This window comes from Microbacterium cucumeris (assembly GCF_058349845.2).
Window position 1 is genome coordinate 81972 of sequence record NZ_JBYRIZ020000006.1, and the last position, 20097, is coordinate 102068.

The following is a 20097-nucleotide window of genomic DNA, read 5'->3' on the forward strand; positions in this document are numbered from 1 at the left end:
CGAGTTCACCCGCTTCCGCAACGACCTGTACGGCCGATACCAACCTGTGACCGTCGACGGAAGGAACCGACTCCAATGGAAGCGCTTCCAAGAGTTCCCGGCAAGAGCAGGCTCGCTACACTGCCTGTATGGCTGACAGCTCCTTTGACATCGTCTCCAAGGTCGACCACCAGGAGGCCGAGAACGCTCTGAACCAGGCACGCAAGGAGGTCGAGCAGCGCTACGACTTCAAGGGCACCGACGCCTCGATCGCGTGGAGCGGCGAGCAGATCCTCATCAAGGCCAACTCCGAGGAGCGCGCGAAGGCGGTGCTGGACGTGTTCCAGTCCAAGCTCATCAAGCGCGGAATCTCGCTGAAGAGCCTCGACTCCGGCGAACCCTTCGCGAGCGGCAAGGAGTACCGCATCGTGTCCTCGCTCAAGGACGGCATCTCCTCCGAGAACGCGAAGAAGATCAGCAAGATCATCCGCGACGAGGGCCCCAAGGGCGTGAAGAGCCAGATCCAGGGCGACGAGCTGCGCGTGCAGTCCAAGAGCCGCGACGACCTGCAAGCCGTGATCGCGCTGCTCAAGGGCAGTGACCTCGACGTCGACCTGCAGTTCGTCAACTACCGCTGAGAAGGGGCACCCCTCGACCCGGATCGCATACTGATATACGGGTGGAGATCCTCAAGACTGGAGAGCGGTGTCTCTTCACGGGGGACGGAGGAGTCCGTCCGGTGGGGACCGGAGGACGCGCGGCGACGGCCGCGTGACACCGCCTGTGGCCGGCCGACGCGTGTGCTTCCGCCGGCCACAGCACACATGGGTTTGGCATCGGAGCGCCGTTCGTGATGTAGTTGCCCTCCCAGCCGCATCGTGGCGGCCGGGACAGCAGGAGCACTGGGGGCAGGTCGATGACTGGGGACTCGCGACGGATCGGACGGGCGAAGCATCTGCTGGCGGAGGAGGTCTTCCGCCATCTCGGCACCGCGATCGTGAACGGCGAACTGGCACCGAAGGAGCGCATCCGCGATGCGGAGATCGCTCTGCAGCTGCACGTGTCGCGTATGCCGATCCGGGAGGCGCTGCAGCGTCTCGAGCGCATCGGTCTCGTGCGCATGTACCCGAGCCGCTACACCGAGGTCACCGAGGTGACGGAGCGCGTGATCGACGAATCCCGCGAGTTCGCCGCGTACCAGGCCGGTTCGTCGCCCGTCTTGCCGCTGAACGCATGAACGCGGACGAGCGGGCGGATGCCGCAGCCCTCGTGGACGCGATGACGGCGGCGGTGGACGACCCGATCCGCTACTCGACCGCGCGCAATGCGGCCTTCCTGCACCTCTCCGAGCACTGCGGCAACGGACTCCAGCACGGTCTGCTCCGCGAGACCAGCATGGCCCTGGCACGAAACTTGCGCGGCACGACGCCGGCGGATCTCGACCGGACCGCACTGGTCACCCTGCACGCCCGCCTGCGCGACGCCCTCCTCGCCGAGGATCCGGAGGCCGCCGAGCAGGTCAGCCGCGCCCTCTTCGGAGTCTGATGGTCGCCGCCCACCCCGTGACCCAGGCGTCCAGTCGGCGGTAGGCGTCCTCGCGCGCGTCGTGGCGCGACAGGAACACGTCATGCAACGCACCGTCGATGCGCTCGACCGTCACGGACGTACCGAGCTTGAGCGCGGCCCGGGCGATGTCGTCGACGACGAGGACGCTGTCCGCGGAGGTCAGCTCCTCCGACCAGCGCGTCGGGACCGCGGTCCGTGCCGACAGCAGCACGCACACCGGCGCGTCGATCGCGAGCCCCGCGGCCACTCGCGCGTGGCCGACGAGGATGGCGTGCAGCCAGCCCGCGTGAACCGTCATGGTCTGCTCCGGCCGCCATGCCAGGTTGACCTCCATCGGATCATCCGGATCGGCCGCCTCCGCCTGCGCACGCGTGTAGAACCCGAGGTCGACCTGCGGCGCAGCATCCTTCGGCCACCAGCGCGCGCCGAGCTCGACCACCGGGGCGATCGCCTGACGGATCGGGCCGAGCTGGAACTCCAGCCACGGCGAGTTCAGGATCACCGCCGACGCCCGGCCCGGATTGCGGGACGCCCACAGGCTCAGGATGAGTCCCCCTGTGGAGTGCCCGAACAGCACGAGTCGCCGACCGGATGCTGCGCCCTCCGCCATCGCCTCCAGCGCAGCCTCGATGTCCTCGTCGTAGGTCGCGAGGTCCGCGATGTAACCCGGCGTCTGCCCCTCCCGGAGGCTGCGCCCGTACTTGCGCAGGTCCAGGGCGAAGAAGCGAGCCCCCCGTTTCGTCCAGAACCGTGCCAGCCGCTTCTGGAAGAAATAGTCCGACCAGCCGTGCACGTAGAGAACGTCCACGTCGGCGAGTTCCGCGACGGACGGGGGCTCGGGCAGACCGCGCACCCGCTGCAGAAACCTCTGCCACCTCCCGACCTCTGCCGGTGGTGTCGGCACGGCACGCACCAGGGTGGCGACGACCTCGCCCTCGGCGTCCTCGCCGAGCGGCAGGGTCCGCTGCTCGAACCCGTCGCCCAGGACATCAGGGCCCCAATGCGTCATGTGCCCAGGGTACCGATCCGGCGGCGCGGCCCGGCTGATGCCCCGCCCCGGCGCTCAGTCCCGGGAGATCTGCACCATCTCGTCGCGGTCGACGACCTTGATGCGGGCGCGGCCCTCGGGAGCGCCGAGGGCGATCTCGTGCTGGTCGAGGCGGTGCCAGCCGTCGAGGTCGGTCCACGCCACCCCGCGCTCGGCGAGCAGAGCCGGGATCGCCTCCTCCGACGGGTCCTCGGGCTGCCACCACGAGCCCTGGTCGTTGACGAGGTGCTGCACGGTCTCCATCGCGTCGGACTTCGTGTGGCCGATGAGCCCGACCGGTCCGCGCTTGATCCATCCCGTCGCGTACACGCCGGGGACGCGCTCGTTCGAGTCCTTCGCGAGCACCTGCCCTTCGTGGTTCGGGATCACGCCGTGCTTCTTGTCGAAGGGCACCCCCGGAAGCGGCGAACCGAAGTAGCCGATCGCGCGGTAGAGCTGGCCGATCGCGACCTCACGCATCTCGCCGGTGCCCTGAACGCCGCCGGAACCGTCCGGCTGCGTGCGCTCGTACACGATCGCCGCGACGCGGCCCTCGGCATCCTTCCGGATCTCCACCGGACGGGCCCAGAAGTGCAGGTGCAGGCGACGGGATGCCTCGCCGCCGGCGTTGTTCGCCCCCGGCCGGGTGCGCCACTGCTGCAGCACGCGGTCGATGACCTTGACCTGCTTGTTGCTGGCGACGGCCGCCTTGGACGCCTCGTCGTAGTCGAAGTCCTCGTCGTACACGACCATGTCGACGTCGCGCAGCTCGCCGAGCTCGCGCAGCTCGAGCGGGGTGAACTTCACCTGGGCGGGGCCGCGGCGTCCGAACACGTGCACGTCGGTGATCTTCGACGCCTCGAGTCCGGCGTGCACGTTCGCGGGGATCTCCGTCGGCAGCAGGTCCTCGGCGTGCTTGGCGAGGATGCGCGCCACATCGAGCGCCACGTTGCCGTTTCCGAGCACCGCGACCGATTCGGCATCCAGCGTCCACTCGCGCGGCACGTCGGGATGCCCGTCGAACCAGCTCACGAAGTCGGCCGCCCCGAAGGATCCGACGGCGTCGACGCCGGGGATGTCCAGGGCCGTGTCGCGGATCGCTCCGGTGGCGAAGATCACCGCGTTGTAGTGCTTCTTCAGATCGGCCATCGTGATGTCCTCGCCGAAGCGGACGTTGCCGAAGATGCGGATGTCGCCGCGGTCGAGCACGTCGCGGAGGGCGCCGATGACGCCCTTGATGCGCGGGTGGTCCGGTGCGACGCCGTAGCGGACGAGGCCGTACGGCGCGGGAAGCTGCTCGAAGAGATCGATCGAGACATCGAAGGAACGCTCGGTCTTGAGCAGGATGTCGGCGGCGTAGATGCCCGCGGGGCCTGCCCCGACGATGGCCAGCCTGAGCTTGGTCATGGTTACCTTTCGGATGCTGCTGCGACCGGCCAGCGTCAGCTGCTGCGGTCGGCGAGGGTCTCGGCGAAACGGGTCAGCGCCTCGCGCACGGTGCCCGCCGGCAGCGGCTCGAGCACGGCGATGGCGTCGCGCGTCCAAGTGCGGGCGAGTTCGAGGGTCTGCTGCGTGACGGCGTGGTCGCGCAGCTCGGCGAGCGGCTCGTCGAGGATGCCGGGATCAGCGCCCTCGGCGATCCGGGCGACGCCGTCGTCGATGCGGGCGGCGAGCGCCTGCGCCTCGGCATCCTGACGCGCCTTCAACAGGAGGTAGGGCATCGTCGGCACCCCGGCGCGGAGGTCCGTCCCCGGGACCTTGCCGGTGTCCTCGGGCTTGGCGGACAGGTCGATGACGTCGTCGATGAGCTGGAAGGCGACGCCGACCTTCTCGCCGTACACGCGCAGGGGTTCGTGGTAGGTCTCCGGCGCGTTCGAGAAGATCGCGCCGGCCTGGGTCGCGGCGGCGATCAGAGAACCGGTCTTGTCGGCGAGCACCTGGATGTAGAACTCGATCGGGTCGTCGCCCGGCTGCGCTCCCACGGTCTCGTGCAGCTGTCCGAGGACCAGGCGCTCGAAGGTGTCGGCCTGCAGTCGGATGGCTCGGTCCCCGTACTTCGCCATGAGCTGGCTGGCGCGCGAGAAGAGGATGTCCCCCGTGAGGATGGCGACGCTGTTGCCCCAGACCGCGTGCGCGGCCGGCACTCCCCGACGGCGATCCGCGCCGTCCATGACATCGTCGTGGTACAGCGACCCGAGATGGGTCATCTCAAGCGCCTTGGCGATGTCGATGACGGCGGGGATGTTGCCCTCGCCCAGCTGCGCGGTCAACAGGGTCAGGACGGGGCGCACGCGCTTGCCGCCGGCTTCGAGGAGGTAGCGGCTGGCGGCGTCCGCCACCGAGTCCGCGACGCGCAGGTCGACCGCGAGTCCTTCCTCGACGAGTTCGAGGCCGTCCTCGATCCGCCGCGCGATGCGCCGGGCCGCAGGACCGATGAAGACGCGGTCGCTGAAGCCGAGTCGGCTCGCCAGGCGCGAACCCGGCGCTGTGGGGCTCGAAGTCACGTCTGCCAGCCTACCCGTCCCGGCCGCAGGGCCGATCACGCCGGTTTGGTCGCCCGGTGCAACGCGACGATCCCGAGACTCAGGTCACGATGGGCGACCTCGGTCCATCCCGCCTCGCGGATCCAGGCGGCGAGCGTCTTCTGGTCCGGCCAGTCGCGGATCGACTCGTTGAGGTAGTCGTACGCCTCGCTGTTGGTGCCGGCGAGGCGTGCGACGCGGGGCAGGATCTGCGCGTTGTAGAACCGGTACAGCGCGCGGAACACGGGGTTCGGCGGTGTGGAGAACTCGTTGATCAGCAGCCGACCGCCCGGCTTCGTGACGCGCAGGAGCTCGCGCAGCGCTTTCTTGGGGTCCTGGACGTTGCGCAGCCCGTAGGACATCGTGACCGCATCGAACTCGTCGTCCTCGAACGGCAGGTCGGTCGCGTCGGCCTCGACGAAGGACAGGTTCGGGAGGTGACCGTGGCGCCGGCGCCCCTCGGCCAGCATGCCCGGCGAGAAGTCGGCGGCGACGACCTCTGCGCCGCTGCGGGCGAGGGATGCCGAGGACGAGGCGGTCCCGGCGGCCAGGTCGAGGATGCGCTCCCCCGGCCGGGGCGCGACGGCGCGCGTGGCGGCGGCACGCCACAGCGCGTCGTTGCCGAACGTCATCACGACGTTGGTGCGGTCGTAGCCCGCGGCGACCTGGTCGAACATGCCGCTGACGCGCGACGGGTCCTTGCCGAGATCGGCGCGGTTGGGCTCAGTCACGCTCCCAGTCTAGGCACGCCGTTCGTTTCCGCCCTCCGTTCGTTGAGCGAGGACGGCGGAGCCGGACGAGTCGAAACGGGCTGCGTGCCGAGGCTCATTCGCGAAACTGCGTTTCGACTCGCTTCGCTCGCTCAACGAGCGAGGGATGTGACCTCCCGTTCGTTGAGCGAGGACGGCGGCCCGACGCCCCTCCGCTCGTTGAGCGAGGACGGCGAAGCCGGACGAGTCGAAACGGGCTGCGTGCTGAGGCTCATTCGCGAAACTGCGTTTCGACTCGCTGCGCTCGCTCAACGAGCGAGGGGACGGAAGCCCAACGAGCGAGGGACGGAAGCCCCACGAGCGAGGGACGGAAGCCCCACGAGCGAGGACACGGCAGCTCGACGAGCGGAGGGGCGGCCGCTCAGCGAGCGAGGGGACGGTCGAGACCGAGGGCCGCGAGGCGGTCGAGCCAGGCATCTCCGGTCGCGTCGTCGAAGGGAGCGACCTGCCCGCGCACCCGCTCCTCGAGGTCGAGGGTCAGCGCCTCGAGGCGCTCCATCACGTCGGCCGGGTATCCGTACTGGACGCTGTGCTCCGCCCACTCATCGCGATCGTCGACGTAGGTCCCCTGCGCGTTCGTGCGACGGATGACGTCGAGGTCCATGTCGATTCCTGTTGCGAGCAGAGGGTCGTCCGACCAGCGCACATCCCACGCGATGTCGATGTAGACGCGCAGGTCGCGCGGATGATCCCGATTGACCGTGAGGGCGAAGTCGGCGGAAGGCGGCACGAGCGTGACGTTGGGCGTCTCGGCATCGAAGGCCGCTCCGGGCCGGAAGCTGTGGTAGCCCGCCGGCTGCCCCACCCAGTCGCCCCACTGGTCGGCGCCGAGGTAGACGCATTCGTGCCGCCAGTGCGGGGAGCCGTCCCACTTGCGCCACTGGAAGATCATCTCGGTGCCGGGGGCGGGGCGGTCGCTCATCCGCCCAGCCTATGGGCGTTCACGCAACCTCGTTCGTTGAGCGAGCGGATCGAGTCGAAACGCGGCGCACCTCTCCTCGTTCGTTGAGCGAGCGAAGCGAGTCGAAACGCGGTCTCACCAACGGGCCTCAGAGTTCGGTCCGTTTCGACTCGGGCGGCTCCGCCGTCCTCGCTCAACGAACGGAGGGCGAAGCGGCTCCGCCGTCCTCGCTCAGCGAACGGAGCCACACCACCTCGTTCGTTGAGCGAGCGGATCGAGTCGAAACGCAGGCTCACCAACGGGCCTCAGCCTTGAGCCCGTTTCGACTCGGGCGGCTCCGCCGTCCTCGCTCAACGAACGGAAGGGAAAGCGGCTCCGCCGTCCTCGCTCAACGAACGAAGGGCGGGACGGGCCGCCGTATCCTGGGAGGGTGAGCGAACGCCTCGTCGTGCAGACCCGTGAGATCGAACCGATCGAGGATCTGCTGGCCTATGCCGACCCCGCCGCACCGCTGGCGTGGCTCCGTCGAGGCGACGGACTGGTCGCTGCGGGATCGGGTGTCGCGGCCACCATCCGGGTCGCCGCAGGCGAAGGGCCCTCGCGGGCCGCGATCGCCGCGAAGTCCTGGCGCTCGTTGTGCGCCGAGGCCGAGATCGACGATCCGATCAGCCTTCCCGGTACGGGACTCGTGGCGTTCGGAGCGCTGACCTTCGACGAGGAGTCGGCGGCGGACAGCATCCTGACCGTGCCGTCGATCATCCTCGGCAGGCATCGCGGGCGCAGCTGGATCACCCGGATCGGCACCGCTCAGGACAGCGCGCCGATGCCGGAGGCCGTCGAGTACGGACCGCATTGGGCCGGCACGGTCGGCCCGGGCGCGCAGACCCCCGAGGGATATCAGGCCGCGGTCTCCGCCGCGCTGGAGCGCATCTCCGCCGGCGAGGTCAGCAAGGTCGTGCTCGCCCGCGACCTCGCCGGAACGATCCCGGCCGGATCGGATCTGCGCCGCCTCGTTCGTGCCCTCTCGACCGGCTACCCGGACACCTGGACCTTCGCCGTCGACGGTCTGATCGGCGCGAGCCCGGAGACCCTCGTCACGGCGCACCGAGGCAGCGTCACGGCGCGCGTCCTGGCCGGCACGATCGGCCGGGGTGCGGATCCGGATGCCGACACCATCGCCTCGGCATCCCTGGCGTCGAGCACCAAGGACCTCGACGAGCACCAGTACGCCGTGCAGAGCCTGCTGGTCGCGCTCCGCCCGCACGTGCGGGCGATGGCCGCGAGCGAGCAGCCGTTCCTGCTGAAGCTGCCGAACCTCTTCCACCTCGCCACGGACGTCGAAGGCGAGCTCTCGGACGGCGAGTCGGCGCTCGATCTCGTCGGCGCCCTGCATCCGACGGCCGCCGTCGCCGGGACGCCGACCGATGCTGCGATCACCGCGATCCGGGAGCTCGAACCGTTCGATCGCGGCCGCTACGCCGGGCCGGTCGGCTGGGTGGATGCCGCAGGAGACGGCGAGTGGGCCATCGCGCTGCGCTGCGCGCAGTTCCGCGCGGAGACCGGCTCGGATGCTCCGATCGCGGTCACCGCGTACGCCGGCGCGGGCATCGTCGCCGGCAGCGATCCGGAGACCGAGCTGCTGGAGACGCGCGTGAAGTTCCGGCCCCTCGTGGACGCGCTGGCGTAGCGTCCGGCGGCGTCAGCTCGCCGCCAGGCGGCGCTTCTCCGCCTCCACGTCGAAGTCCGCCTCCGGCCACCGCGGATCGATGTCCTGCAGCACGCCGAGCAGCAGCTCCTGCACCGCGAGCCGCGCGTACCACTTGTGATTCGCGGGGACCACGTACCACGGCGCGGCGTCCGTCGAGGTCCGCTCCAGCGCGGTCTGGTACGCCGCCATGTACCTCGGCCACAGCATCCGTTCGTCGACGTCGCCGGGGTTGTACTTCCAGTGCTTGTCCGGTCGCTCGAGCCGCTCCATGAGCCGCTCCTTCTGCTCTTCGGGCGAGATGTGCAGCATCACCTTCACGATGCGCGTCCCCGATGCGACCACCCGCTGCTCGAAGTCGTTGATCGCACCGTAGCGGCGCTCGATCTCGTCCGGTTCCGCGAAGGAGCGCACCTTCCCGATCAGCACGTCCTCGTAGTGAGACCGGTCGAAGACGCCGATGTAGCCAGGGGCGGGCAGTCGCCGCTCGATCCGCCAGAGGAAGTCGTGGGCGAGCTCCTCCTCGGTCGGCGACTTGAAGGCTGCGAGCTCGACGCCCTGCGGGTCCACGCCGCCCACGACGTGCCGCACGATGCCGCCCTTGCCGGCGGAGTCCATGGCCTGCAGCACCAGGAGCACGGCATCCTGCCGGTCGCCTGCGCGGCTGCCCGCCCACAGTCGTTCCTGCAACTCGTCCAGCTCGTGCACGCGGGCCGCCAGGTCTTTCACGCCGTGCTGCTTACCTCCGCGGTATCCCGGGGTGCCGTCCGGATCGACGTCGGACAGGCGGAAGCCGTCAGCCACCCGCAGGATCTCGGAGGGGTCCGCATGCCATCCGTGCGCGCTCATTCGCCCATCATCCCCGATCGCGGTCCCGCGCGGGTGCTGCCACACCTTTCCGCATCCGCCACAGGAACGAACAGGCGCATCCGTCGAGAAGTGTCGCAGAACCCGAGGAGGGCGAGGACGCGAGTCAGCGCGGCAGCGGGACCTCGATGAGCTGCCGGCCGCCGGACGGAGCGGTGAGCGCCTGGTCGAGAGCGGCACGGGTCGTCACACGCAGGTACTCCCAGCCGTAGGCGAGCGCGAGCTGCTCCAGCCGCACGGTGTGCGGCGTGTAGAACGCGCGGTCGAGATCCTCTCCCGGCGCCTCGGAGGCGACCTCCAACGAGTCGAAGATGGTCCCTCCGCCGTCGTTGCCGACGATCACCTGCAGGCGGGGCTCCGGCTCGTCCGGCGGGAGCAGCAGCGCGCCGACGTCGTGCAGCAGCGTCAGATCTCCCAGCAGCACGCGCGTGACGCCGGGGGCACCGGCCGCCTGGCTCGCGATCGCGATGCCCGTGGCCGTGGCGATCGTCCCGTCGATGCCGGCCAGCCCGCGGTTCGCGTGCACCGGCACCTTCTTGCCCGGAAGCACCGCGTCGGCCACGCGGACCAGCCGCGAGGATCCGAAGACGAGGCGGTCGTGCGGCCAGGTCGCTCTCCACACGGCGTCCGCGAGCAGTGCGCGGTCCAGTGGTCGACGAACGCTCGCCAGCTCCGCCCGGACCGCGTCGCGTCGGGCGCCGGAGTCCGCCGAGAGCAGACCCTCCGCGTCCGGGGCCGGCTCGCTGAGGTCGACGGATGCCGCGGCCGACGCCGCGCGCCACGCGTCGAGCCAGGACCGGTCGGTGTCCGGGCCGGCGACGACGACGGATGCCGCGGCCGCCGTCCGGCCGTTGAGGTCCAGTGCTTCGCCACCGCCCCGGACCGCGATGGTCTCGACGTCGGCACGCCGCAACAGCGCCGTCACCTCGCGACTGAGGGTCGGATGCCCGAACACGATCGCGCGCTGGATCCGCCCGCCGAGGGCCGGGTCGCGCAGGAGCTCGCGGTACCCGTGGACGAGGTTGCGGCCGTATCGCGCGCCGCTGACGATCTCGGCGATCAGCGGCCACGAGCCGGCGTGCGCGACCTCCTCGGCATCCGGGCCCGCGTCCGCTCCGGCGATGACGACGGTGCGCGGACCCTGCTCGATGCGCATGGGCGGCTCGACCTCGACGGCGGCTGCGCCCGGGCCGGGCCGCGCCGTGACGGACGCCGGCAGCGCGGCAGAGAGCGGTTCGCGCGCCGGGAGGTTCAGATGCACGGGTCCGGCGACGCCGTGCAGGGCGGAGGCCGGCACGGTCGCGGAGGCGCGCGGTGCGTCCGTCGAGGCTCCCAGAGCGACGGCCACGGCTTGTGCGCCGAGGTCGGTCCAGTCGAATCCGGCGTCGTCCCCCGGAACGGGCGCGTCGACGCTCCATCGCGCGAACGGGTCGAACAGCCCGGGCTGGACCGTCGCCTGGTTGGCTCCCACCCCGCGCAGCTCGGGCGGGCGGTCGGCTGTGAGCAGCAGCAGCGGGACGCCGGCGTGGAACGCCTCCATCGCGGCGGGCAGCAGGTTCGCTGCAGCGGTCCCCGAGGTGCACACCACGGCGACGGGCAGACGCTGCTCGCGGGCGATGCCGAGGGCCGTGAATCCCGCCGCGCGCTCGTCGATCCGCACGTGCACGCGCACGGCGTCCTGGCGGGCGAAATGGGTCGCGGCGAGCGCGAGCGCCTGAGAGCGCGACCCGGGCGAGATCACGACGTCGCGCAGACCGTTCGCGATGAACGAGGCGAACAGGGATGCCGCGGCATCCGTCGCCGGCGAGGCCGTCACGGCCGCGGTTCCGCCGGACCGTCGGTCTCGTCGTCCAGGCGGGCGAGCTCCTCCTCCAGACGGCGGATGCGATCGTCCTGCTCGGTCTTGCTGATGCTGCGCAGGAACTCCGGATCGTCGTCCGGGGCGACCGTGCGCGATCCCCCGCCGCCGCCTGCCCGGAAGCGTCCGATGGTGAACCAGAGGATGCCCCCGATCACCGGGATCAGCACGACGATGGCGATCCACACGCCCTTGGACACGCCGCGGTGCCGCGTCGCCGGCTGCACCGCGCAGTCGACGATGCTGAACACCCAGAAGACGAGGGCCAGCAGGCCTCCGATGAACAACAGTCGAACCACATCACCAGTCTAGGCGGGTCGGGTGCCGGCCGGGCCCGGGAGTCGCCCCGCGGCCTCCCGCCGACAGTCTCTCCCGGCCACAGCGATGTCCGGGTCGATGCGGGTGCTCATCGGAACACTCCGCACCGACCCGGACGCGCTCACACGGCGGGCGTCACGCGCGCCGGCGGCGCCAGATGAGCGTCGCGGCGCCCGCGAGGAGCAGCGCGAGCGCCGTCGCGGCCAGACCCAGCGGAAGCGGACCGCCCGTGAGCGGCAGCTCGTTCACCCCAGGGGTGCCGGGCTGGGCAGGATCGGTCCCGCCCTGACCGGGCTCCTGCGGGGTCCCCGGGTCCACCGGAGTCTCCGGGTCGACCGGGACGTCGCGCACGATCACGCCGGCATCCCAGGTCGGATCGATCCCCTGGGTCGCGCGGACATCGGCCCACGGGTACTCCTGGGTCAACCGCGTGTTGTCCTCGCCGAGCACGATCGTGGCGGTGAGGCCCTTCGTGGGATCGGCATCGGAGTCGACAGCGTCGTCCCCGCCGGCATCCGCCGTGGTGAAGGCGTAGACCTCCTGCTGACGCTCGGTCAGCGTGAACTTCACGCGGTACTCGCCCGCCGGGAGCTCGTCGAACAGGTAGCGTCCGCGGTCATCCGTCGTGGTGGTCGCGATGACCTTCCCGTCCTGGATCAGCTCGACCGTGACACCGGGGAGGACCTGCTCGGCGTCGTCCTGCACACCGTCCCGGTCGGCGTCGATCCACACGACGTCGCCGATGGCGTACGTCTTGTCGGGCTCGACGGTCTCCCCGGGGGTGTTGAACAGCACGACGTCGGCCGATCCGCCGTTCTCGTCGACGACGATCCGGCTCGGCTCGGAGGCCTTCTGGTAGCCGGCCGGTGCGACGTCCTCACGCAGCCAGTACGTGCCGGTCTCCTCGACGACGGGCGTCGCGCCCTCAGCGGTGACGATCTTCCCGTCCACGACGCGCAGATCCTTCAGCACGACCGTGCTGCGGTCCGCGGCGAGGACGGAGAAGCGGGCACCCGGATCGGTGATCAGCTTCGCCGCATTCGTGCTGTCGCGCTTGAGCAGGCTGAGCGGATAGTCGTTCGTCGGCGTGATGGTGGCGCCGACGGAGCCGATCACGTTCGTGATGCCGACGTTCGCCTCGTGCTCGACGACGCGCACCTTGAAGTGCAGCGCCACCGCCTGCCCCGAGACGAGGCGTCCTCGGGCGAGCGTCACCGTGTCCGACTCCACGTCGTAGGACGCGACGATGTTCGAGCCCGGGATGGCGTACGTCGCTCCGCTCGTCGTGCTCCCCTCGGTCACCTGATCCTCGGGCACGAATCCCACGAACTCGACGCCGGCCGGCAGCACGTCCACGACGTCCTCGACCATGTTCGAGAACGTGCCGTGCGGCATCAGCTCGACGCGGTAGATGAACTCGTCCTCCACCAGGGCGCCCTCGGCGTCGGTCTCGACGCGGAGGTTCGACGTGAAGGAGTCGTTCGCGGCGTCGTAGACGCTCTTGCGCACCTCCATCTCGTTGCCGAAGGTCGTCGCCGTCGTGCTCGAGCTCGACGTGTAGACGATCTCCTGGTCGGCACCCTCGTACCGTGCGGAGTTGTCCACGTCGATCGTCTGCTTGCCCTGCAGGACATGCGTGGGCAGCGTCACCGTGATGTTCCAGGTGTCGGTGTACGGCGCCGGCGCGTCCGCGCCCCACGAGGCCTGCTTCGGGAACGCCGCGTTCGGCGTGATCACCAGGTCGCCGGTCTCATCCAGCGCGACATCGAACGTGTCTCCGTCGAGCGGGTAGTTCCACGCGTAGGTGCCGGTGATCGATTCCTTGATCTGCGGAAGCGTCTCCTCCGTCACGTCGAACACGTCGTGATCGATGTCGTCCACGATGCGCGAGGACGCCGCGTCTCCCACGCCCCGTCCTACGGTGAACGTGTACGGGATGAGCGCCGCCGTGCCCGAGGTGACGGTGATCGTGCCGCCGCGGGTGGTCTTGGCGAACCGGGACGGATCGTCCACCCCGCCCGAGGTGTCCTTCGGCACGATGATCGTGGTCGAGGCCCCCTTGGCCTCGTACCGTCCGTCGGCGTAGACGAAGTAGGCGTTGTTGTCGACGCGGTATCGCGTGTCGTACGGCGTCTGCGAGGCGGCCCAGGACGGGAGCGCCTCGATGGTGGCCTTCGCCGTGAGCGTGTACTTCTTCGTGACGTCCTTGCCGATGTTCACGTAGAGGGTGCGGCCCGAGATCGCGTACATGCCGACGTAGGCGTCGGCGGCGATCGCCTGCTCGACATCGCCGGTCAGATCGGATGCCGGAGCCAGCGCGATCTGCTCGCCGTTCTGGTCGGTCACGTGCAGGAATCCGTCGTCCTCGACGTTCCAGGACGCCTGATCCGCCAGCGTGTCGCGGATGACGACGTTGCGCGTCAGGGCGAAGGGCCCGTCGGCGAAGTCCGCGAACACGGTGAGGTCCGCGCCGAGCGTGTAGGTCACCGGGATGCCGTCGGCCAGTTCGCCTCCCGCCTCGAGCCGCTCGTCCAGAGCGACCTCGGTGCGGTCCACGGTCTTGCTGAAGGCGGTGCCGGTTCCCGGACGCTCCTGCCCCTTCACGGTGCCGCCGATCCGCGTCTCGGTCGTGCTCGTGCGGCCGTTGATCTCGGCGGAGTTGGTCAGCACCACGGAATAGCTGCCGCCGTCGAGCGGGTCCACGGCGTCGTACGCGGCCTGCAGTTCGTCGCGCAGTTCGGCGAGCGCCGCGGGATCCGCGATCTTCGCCGCGTAAGTGAACGTGTAGACGGAGCGTGCCTCGGCCTCGAACTCGTGGGCGAATGATCCGCCCGAGATGTCAGGCAGTTCGGCGAGTTCAATGCGCGTCGGGTTCAGACCGTTCTCGTCGCGGACGACCTTCGATCCGGACAACGAACCGGGGACGAACGCGAGGTGATCGCCGAGCGTGTCGGCGATCGTCACGCTGCGCGCCTGAGCACTGGAGACCGTGATCGTGTAGGGAATCTCGATGTCCAGGACGCTCTCGTCGAAGACGACGGTCCCGTCGACGATCGTGTGCGGGATCGACACGCCGGACACGGTCTTGCGCGCCCCGTCGTTCACGTTCTGGGGGTTGTCGCCCTGCTCGGTGACGATGACCTTCTGCGTCGTCCGCTCGCCGTCGACCTCCCAGACGAGGTCGCGGACCTCGGACTGCTCGACCACGTCGACCGTGAAGCTCAGATCCAGCACGCCCTGGTTGACGTCCGCAGGGAACGGATCGCTGAAGGTCACCACGAGCCGCCCGGCGTCGTTGACGGCCAGCGATTCGACGGCGGTGTTCCCCGCCGGGACGACCAGCGCCGGCTCGGGGATCGTGATGCCCTCGGGCAGTGCGATCTCGACCACGGCTCCGTCGTCCATGCTCCCGTAGCCCAGTTGCAGGCGGTAGGTTCCGCCTTCGGTCAGCACCGGCATGCCGTTGTGGTTGGTCCCGGATTCCACCGGGAACAGCGTGACCTTGCCGCCCGCCGCGAACGCCGGAGTGCTGAGGCCTCCGACTGCGAGCAGAGCGACCAGGATCCCGGCCAGCCAGTGGACGAATGTGCGCGCGCGCGAGCGCGGCGCGATGTGTTCGGACATTTCTCCCCTTAGTCCCCGTGTGTACGCCGAAAGGCGCGTGAAGATCACGCGCCTGTGCGTCGGCACCGCTGGGGCGGCACCATGAACGACGGGCCCTTCGGGTAGGCCCGTCACCCATGAGAGTTCATCCCGTTGCATCCATTACGCGGAAACCGCAAGAATCTTCCGACACGTGCGACACAGGCGCCTCCCAGCCGCTCCGCACGGCCTGTCAACCCCCTCCCGAGGTCGCTTCGTCGATTCGAGACTCGAGCCGACGGAAGGAAGCATGCGCATGACGGCAGAACTGCTCCAGCGGGAGACCGGAGAACTCCAACGGGAGACCGGAGAATGAGGGCGCTCACCTGGCAGGGGACGCGCCGCGTCAGCGTCGAGGACGTCCCGGATCCGACGATCCAGGAGCCGACAGATGCGATCATCCGCGTCACGTCCACCGCGATCTGCGGCTCGGATCTGCATCTGTACGAGCTTCTCGGGCCCTTTCTTGATCCCGGCGACATCCTGGGTCACGAAGCGATGGGCGTGGTCGTCGAGACAGGCACCGCCGTCACCGAGCTGTCGGTCGGTGACCGGATCGTCGTACCGTTCAACATCGCGTGCGGGCATTGCTTCCTCTGCCGGCGCGGGTTGCAGTCGCAGTGCGAGACGACCCAGGTGAAGGAGTACGGCAGCGGAGCCGCCCTGTTCGGGTACACGAAGCTGTACGGGCAGGTTCCGGGCGGGCAGGCGGAACTTCTCCGCGTGCCCCTGGCGGACTACAACCACATCCGCGTCCGCACGGGACTCCCCGACGAGCGCTACCTGTTCCTCAGCGACATCCTGCCCACCGCCTGGCAGGCGGTGGACTACGCGCAGGTCCCGGAGGACGGAACCCTCGCTGTGCTCGGGTTGGGACCGGTCGGACAGCTCGCGGCCCGGATCGGGGCCTTTCACGGTCACCGCGTCATCGCGGTGGACCCGGTGCCCGAGCGACGTGCCATGGCGGAGCGACACGGCGTGCTGGCCTACGATCTCACCGACACGATCGTCCAGGATCTGGTCGCGGCCGCCGGTGGGCGTGGTTTCGACTCGGTGATCGACGCGGTGGGCATGGAAGCGCACGGGCACCGGGCTGTGGCCGTGGCGCAGCGTGCGACCGGGCTGCTCCCCGATGCGCTGGCGCGCGGAGTGATGGGCAAGGCCGGGATCGATCGTCTCGGCGCCCTGTACAGCGCGATCGACCTCGTCCGCCGCGGCGGCACGGTGTCGGTCAGCGGCGTCTATGCGGGCGACGCGGATCTGCTCCCGATGAAGACGCTGTTCGACCGGCAGATCACCGTGCGGATGGGGCAGTGCAACGTGAAGCGCTGGGTCGACGAGCTGCTGCCGCTCGTCGAGGACCCCGACGACCCGCTCGGCGTGATGGATCTCGTCACCCACCGTGCTCCGCTGGAGGATGCGCCCGAGCTGTACGGGACGTTCCAGCGCAAGAAGGACGGATGCATCAAGGTGGTGCTGCGACCGTCCGCATCGGAGTGATGCCTGCCCGGCCGACCGGGAGTGGACGCGGCGGCGGGAGTCGAACCCGCAACGCTCTCAGGTATGAGCCGGAGCCCGGGACCGCCCGGACCGCCGCGATGTCGTGCGACGGGGTCGACGTTACCTGGCCGTGACCATCGTGGCCAGGGTCGCGACCTGGGATAAACCTATGAGTCGACGGATGACGCTTCGTGACGCGGGTCCGGCGGCTCGGCGCCCAGGGCGCGCAGCGCGCGCTCGAGCGATTCGCGCAGCTCGGACCGCTCCGGCTCGGGGAAGTCCGTGACGTACTCGACGCCGGCCGGGATGTAGAGCATTCCGTACAGCGCCTCGCGCCAGTCGCCGCCGCCGATCGGCCAGCGCGTGCGTGCGGCATCCTCCGCGGTCGCGCCCTGCGCCCACACGCCGAAGTGCTCCTGCATCTCCTCCAGCGGCAGGTCCATGACGACGTCGGCCTCGACCTTCTGCGGGGACCAGGACGTCGCGAGCAGGATGCGCTCGGCCACCTCCTCTTCGCTGATCGCGCGCGGCGAGAAGAGCACGCGGGTGTGCTCCACCTCGTCGATGCGATCCACGCGGAAGGTCCGCCAGTCGTCCCGGTCGAGGTCCCAGCACAGCAGATACCACTTGCGGTCGGCGGGCGAAAGCACGTGCGGCTCGACCCGGCGGGTGCTGCGGACCCCGGCGGCGTCCGTGTACCGCAGCCGCACGCGCTCCCCGTCGCGCGCGGCGAGCGCGAGCTCGCCGAGCACGACGGGCGACACGGCGGGCCCCTGCCCGAGGCGCGAGGGATGGACGGCCGAGGCGAGCGCGTTCACTCGGCGACGCAGAACCGCCGGCAGCACCTGCTCCAGCTTTGCGAGGGCCGTGAGCGACACCTCGGGGCCGCCGACCAGCTGCTGCGTCGCCGCGACGCGCAGCCCGATCGCCATCGTGACCGCCTCGTCATCGGTGAGCAGCAGCGGCGGCACGGCGCTGCCCGCCTCGAGACGATAGCCCCCGGCGGACCCAGGAGCCGATTCGACCCGATAGCCGAGCTCGCGCAGACGGTCGACGTCGCGCCGCACGGTGCGTTCGGTGACGGCGAGGCGTCTGGCGAGTTCTGCTCCCGACCAGTGCCGATGCGTCTGCAGCAGGTTGAGCAGCGCGAGTGCTCGCGAGGTGGTGTCGGTCATGTCCTCAAGATTGTCTCATCATGCGGACAGGATCTGTCCGCATCGATTTCTACGCTCGGTGCATGGCACACGAACACATCATCGAGACCGAGGGCCTGACCAAGGTCTTCACCGTCAAGAAGGCACAGGTCCCCGCCGTCACCGACCTCACCTTCGCAGCGAACCGGGGCGAGCTCGTCGCGTTCCTCGGTCCGAACGGAGCAGGCAAGTCCACCAGCCTCCGCATGCTCACCACGCTCATTCCCCCCACGTCAGGCACGGCACGCGTGGTCGGCCGCGACATCCGCGCGGATGCCGCGGGCGTGCGCGCCCGGATCGGCTACGTCGGTCAGCTCACCAGCGGCAGCTTCGCGCAGCGGGTGCGCGACGAGCTGCTCAGTCAGGGCGCCTTCTACGGGATGTCCAAGAAGGCCAGTGTCCGCCGCGCGGACGAGCTCATCGAGTCGCTCGACCTGGCGGGATTCGCCACCAGAACGGTGCAGCAGCTCAGCGGCGGTCAGAAGCGCCGCCTCGACATCGCGCTCGGCCTGATGCACGCGCCGCCGCTGCTCTTCCTCGACGAGCCGTCCACGGGCCTGGATCCGCAGAGCAGGGCGAACCTGTGGGAGCACATCCTGCAGCTGCGCCGGGAGCACGGCACCACCGTCTTCCTCACGACCCACTACCTGGAGGAAGCCGACCGCTACGCCGAGCGCGTCATGGTGATGGACCGCGGCCGCATCATCGCGGACGACCACGCCGACGCACTGAAGGCGACCCTCGCGGGAGACGTGCTGACCTTCGGCTTCGCGGATGCCGCGGAGGCGGCCTCGGCGCTGCCGATCATCGCGCGGCTCACGGACCGCGACGTGACGCGCGACGACGCCTCGCTCTCCCTGGCCGTCCCCGAGGGCAACCGCCTGCTGCCGGCGGTGATCCGCGACCTGGACGCCGCGGGGATCTCCGTCCGCAGCGCCACCGGAGTCCCGCCGACGCTGGACGACGTCTTCCTCGCCCTCACCGGTCGCACGCTGCGCGAGGCGGGAGAGGGCGAGGAGGCCCCGTCGGCGGACGACGAGGCCGGCGCCCCGGCATCCGACCTCGCGGACAGCGCGGCCGACACCTCATCCCAGACAGGAGCACTCCGATGACCACCGACACCCTCGTGCGCGCCAACCTGGTGCGCGACACCCGCAATGTCCTCGTGCGCGAGCTCAAGCCGACCCTGCGCGATCCGTTCACGCTGATCTTCAGCCTGCTCCAGCCGCTCGTGTTCCTCGGCCTGTTCGCGCCGTTGCTCGTCGGCGGCTCCGGTGAGCCGGCCGGCGAGACGCTGCAGTGGTTCGTGCCGGGCGTCCTCGTCATGATCGTGCTGTTCGGCACGGGAGCGACCGGCTCCAACCTGCAGTACGAGATGATGACCGGCTCCCACGAGCGCACCCTGGTCGCTCCGCTCGCGCGCTCCTCGCTGCTCATCGGACGCGCCCTCAAGGAGATCGCGCCGATCGTGGTCCAGGCCCTGATCATCGTGCTCATCGCGTGGCCGTTCGGCTTCACGATCGATCCACTGGGGCTGCTCGTGGGCCTCGCGCTGCTGGCCGTCTTCGGTGTCGGGCTCGGTTCGCTGTCCTACGCACTCGCTCTCGGGACGAAGGACCGCGAGTGGCTGTTCTGGGGCGTGCAGCAGTCGCTGATCTTTCCGCTGCTCATCCTGTCCGGCATGCTGCTGCCGCTGGACGACGGACCGGCATGGATGCGCGTGGTCGCGTCGGTCAACCCCGTCAACTGGGTCGTCCAGGCCGAGCGCGCCCTGTTCGCCGGGGACTTCGCCGACGCGGCGATGGCGTGGGGCTGGGTGTCTGCGGCCGCTGTCGCGGTCGTCGGACTCGCGGTCGGCATCCGAGCCATCCGGCGCAGCAGCTGACGACGTCCCTGTGCGGCATCCGAGCACGGATGCCGCACAGGCGCGCCGCCTAGAATGTCCGGGTGAAGAAGCTGCCGCCCCTCCTCGTGTACTCCGTGCTGCGGCTGCTGGCGTTCCTGGTTCCCCTGGCCGTCATGTGGCTGTTCTTCCCGATCCTGCGCGAGTACTGGTGGCTGACCGCGATCTTCGCCGCACTCATCGGCACGAGCATCTCGTTCCTCTTCCTGCGTCGCCCGCTGACCGAGGCGTCCAGCGACATCCACGAGCGCCGGACGGCCCGGGCCGAGGGCCGGACGCAGAGCACAGCCGCCGAGGACGCCGCCGCAGAGGATGCCGCGACCGCCGAGGACTGAGATCCTCGGCG

General features: G+C 69.9%; 18 protein-coding genes and 1 tRNA gene. 8 read left to right on the forward strand and 11 right to left on the reverse strand.

Annotation, left to right across the window (positions count from 1 at the left end; genetic code table 11):
- Positions 1-128 precede the first annotated feature (128 nt).
- The 3 genes from AC3RXZ_RS15630 (at position 129) to AC3RXZ_RS15640 (ending at position 1524) form a co-directional block, all read left to right on the forward strand.
- Positions 129-617, forward strand: a complete 489-nt coding sequence (locus AC3RXZ_RS15630; RefSeq protein ID WP_243229769.1) for a YajQ family cyclic di-GMP-binding protein — start codon at positions 129-131, stop codon at positions 615-617.
- Positions 618-895: 278 nt separating this feature from the next.
- A complete protein-coding gene (locus AC3RXZ_RS15635) occupies positions 896-1216 on the forward strand; it encodes a GntR family transcriptional regulator (RefSeq protein ID WP_491494620.1) in 321 nt (106 codons plus the stop codon).
- Positions 1213-1524, forward strand: a complete 312-nt coding sequence (locus AC3RXZ_RS15640; protein ID WP_491494621.1) for an FCD domain-containing protein — start codon at positions 1213-1215, stop codon at positions 1522-1524. Before AC3RXZ_RS15635 ends, AC3RXZ_RS15640 begins: the two co-directional genes overlap by 4 nt.
- On the opposite strand, the gene AC3RXZ_RS15645 is transcribed toward AC3RXZ_RS15640, so the two are convergent.
- From AC3RXZ_RS15645 to AC3RXZ_RS15665, 5 genes are all read right to left on the reverse strand, one after another.
- Positions 1499-2554, reverse strand: a complete 1056-nt coding sequence (locus AC3RXZ_RS15645; protein ID WP_491494622.1) for an alpha/beta hydrolase — start codon at positions 2552-2554, stop codon at positions 1499-1501. The two genes, AC3RXZ_RS15640 and AC3RXZ_RS15645, sit on opposite strands and share 26 nt — an antisense overlap.
- A gap of 54 nt (positions 2555-2608) precedes the next feature.
- Complete coding sequence (locus AC3RXZ_RS15650) at positions 2609-3979, reverse strand: FAD-dependent oxidoreductase (protein WP_491494623.1); 1371 nt, start codon at positions 3977-3979, stop codon at positions 2609-2611.
- A 35-nt stretch (positions 3980-4014) separates the two neighbouring features.
- Positions 4015-5076: a polyprenyl synthetase family protein gene (locus AC3RXZ_RS15655; protein ID WP_243229764.1), complete on the reverse strand. Its 1062-nt coding sequence runs from the start codon at positions 5074-5076 to the stop codon at positions 4015-4017.
- A gap of 35 nt (positions 5077-5111) precedes the next feature.
- Positions 5112-5771, reverse strand: a complete 660-nt coding sequence (gene ubiE, locus AC3RXZ_RS15660; RefSeq protein WP_243229926.1) for a bifunctional demethylmenaquinone methyltransferase/2-methoxy-6-polyprenyl-1,4-benzoquinol methylase UbiE — start codon at positions 5769-5771, stop codon at positions 5112-5114.
- 454 nt (positions 5772-6225) lie between these two features.
- Positions 6226-6786, reverse strand: a complete 561-nt coding sequence (locus AC3RXZ_RS15665) for a DUF402 domain-containing protein (protein WP_491494624.1) — start codon at positions 6784-6786, stop codon at positions 6226-6228.
- Between the two features lie 409 nt (positions 6787-7195).
- Here AC3RXZ_RS15665 and AC3RXZ_RS15670 point away from each other — a divergent pair, with 409 nt between their 5' ends.
- Positions 7196-8452: an isochorismate synthase gene (locus AC3RXZ_RS15670; RefSeq protein WP_243229762.1), complete on the forward strand. Its 1257-nt coding sequence runs from the start codon at positions 7196-7198 to the stop codon at positions 8450-8452.
- A 12-nt stretch (positions 8453-8464) separates the two neighbouring features.
- Here the strand turns inward: AC3RXZ_RS15670 and AC3RXZ_RS15675 are convergent, their stop codons facing one another.
- The 4 genes from AC3RXZ_RS15675 to AC3RXZ_RS15690 all read right to left on the reverse strand — a co-directional run bounded on the left by AC3RXZ_RS15675 (position 8465) and on the right by AC3RXZ_RS15690 (position 15137).
- On the reverse strand, positions 8465-9319 hold the full coding sequence (locus AC3RXZ_RS15675) for a polyphosphate kinase 2 family protein (protein ID WP_243229761.1): 855 nt from the start codon (positions 9317-9319) through the stop codon (positions 8465-8467).
- A 124-nt stretch (positions 9320-9443) separates the two neighbouring features.
- Positions 9444-11153, reverse strand: coding sequence for a 2-succinyl-5-enolpyruvyl-6-hydroxy-3-cyclohexene-1-carboxylic-acid synthase (menD, locus tag AC3RXZ_RS15680; RefSeq protein ID WP_491494625.1), 1710 nt, complete (start codon positions 11151-11153; stop codon positions 9444-9446).
- On the reverse strand, positions 11150-11494 hold the full coding sequence (locus AC3RXZ_RS15685) for a PLD nuclease N-terminal domain-containing protein (RefSeq protein ID WP_243229759.1): 345 nt from the start codon (positions 11492-11494) through the stop codon (positions 11150-11152). Before AC3RXZ_RS15685 ends, menD begins: the two co-directional genes overlap by 4 nt.
- A 154-nt stretch (positions 11495-11648) precedes the next feature.
- A complete protein-coding gene (locus AC3RXZ_RS15690) occupies positions 11649-15137 on the reverse strand; it encodes an SdrD B-like domain-containing protein (protein ID WP_491494626.1) in 3489 nt (1162 codons plus the stop codon).
- A 330-nt stretch (positions 15138-15467) separates the two neighbouring features.
- Here AC3RXZ_RS15690 and AC3RXZ_RS15695 point away from each other — a divergent pair, with 330 nt between their 5' ends.
- On the forward strand, positions 15468-16655 hold the full coding sequence (locus AC3RXZ_RS15695) for a zinc-dependent alcohol dehydrogenase (protein WP_491494627.1): 1188 nt from the start codon (positions 15468-15470) through the stop codon (positions 16653-16655).
- 22 nt (positions 16656-16677) lie between these two features.
- On the opposite strand, the gene AC3RXZ_RS15700 is transcribed toward AC3RXZ_RS15695, so the two are convergent.
- Positions 16678-16753 (reverse strand) — tRNA-Met (locus tag AC3RXZ_RS15700).
- A gap of 69 nt (positions 16754-16822) precedes the next feature.
- The gene (locus tag AC3RXZ_RS15705; RefSeq protein WP_491494628.1) at positions 16823-17830 is read right to left on the reverse strand and encodes a helix-turn-helix transcriptional regulator; all 1008 of its coding nucleotides are present in this window, start codon (positions 17828-17830) and stop codon (positions 16823-16825) included.
- Positions 17831-17892: 62 nt separating this feature from the next.
- Here AC3RXZ_RS15705 and AC3RXZ_RS15710 point away from each other — a divergent pair, with 62 nt between their 5' ends.
- The 3 genes from AC3RXZ_RS15710 to AC3RXZ_RS15720 all read left to right on the forward strand — a co-directional run bounded on the left by AC3RXZ_RS15710 (position 17893) and on the right by AC3RXZ_RS15720 (position 20086).
- Complete coding sequence (locus AC3RXZ_RS15710) at positions 17893-18960, forward strand: ABC transporter ATP-binding protein (protein ID WP_491494629.1); 1068 nt, start codon at positions 17893-17895, stop codon at positions 18958-18960.
- On the forward strand, positions 18957-19733 hold the full coding sequence (locus AC3RXZ_RS15715; protein ID WP_491494630.1) for an ABC transporter permease: 777 nt from the start codon (positions 18957-18959) through the stop codon (positions 19731-19733). The genes AC3RXZ_RS15710 and AC3RXZ_RS15715 overlap by 4 nt, the downstream gene beginning before the upstream one ends.
- 62 nt (positions 19734-19795) lie before the next feature.
- Positions 19796-20086: a DUF4229 domain-containing protein gene (locus AC3RXZ_RS15720; protein WP_491494631.1), complete on the forward strand. Its 291-nt coding sequence runs from the start codon at positions 19796-19798 to the stop codon at positions 20084-20086.
- The last annotated feature ends 11 nt before the right edge of the window (positions 20087-20097 follow it).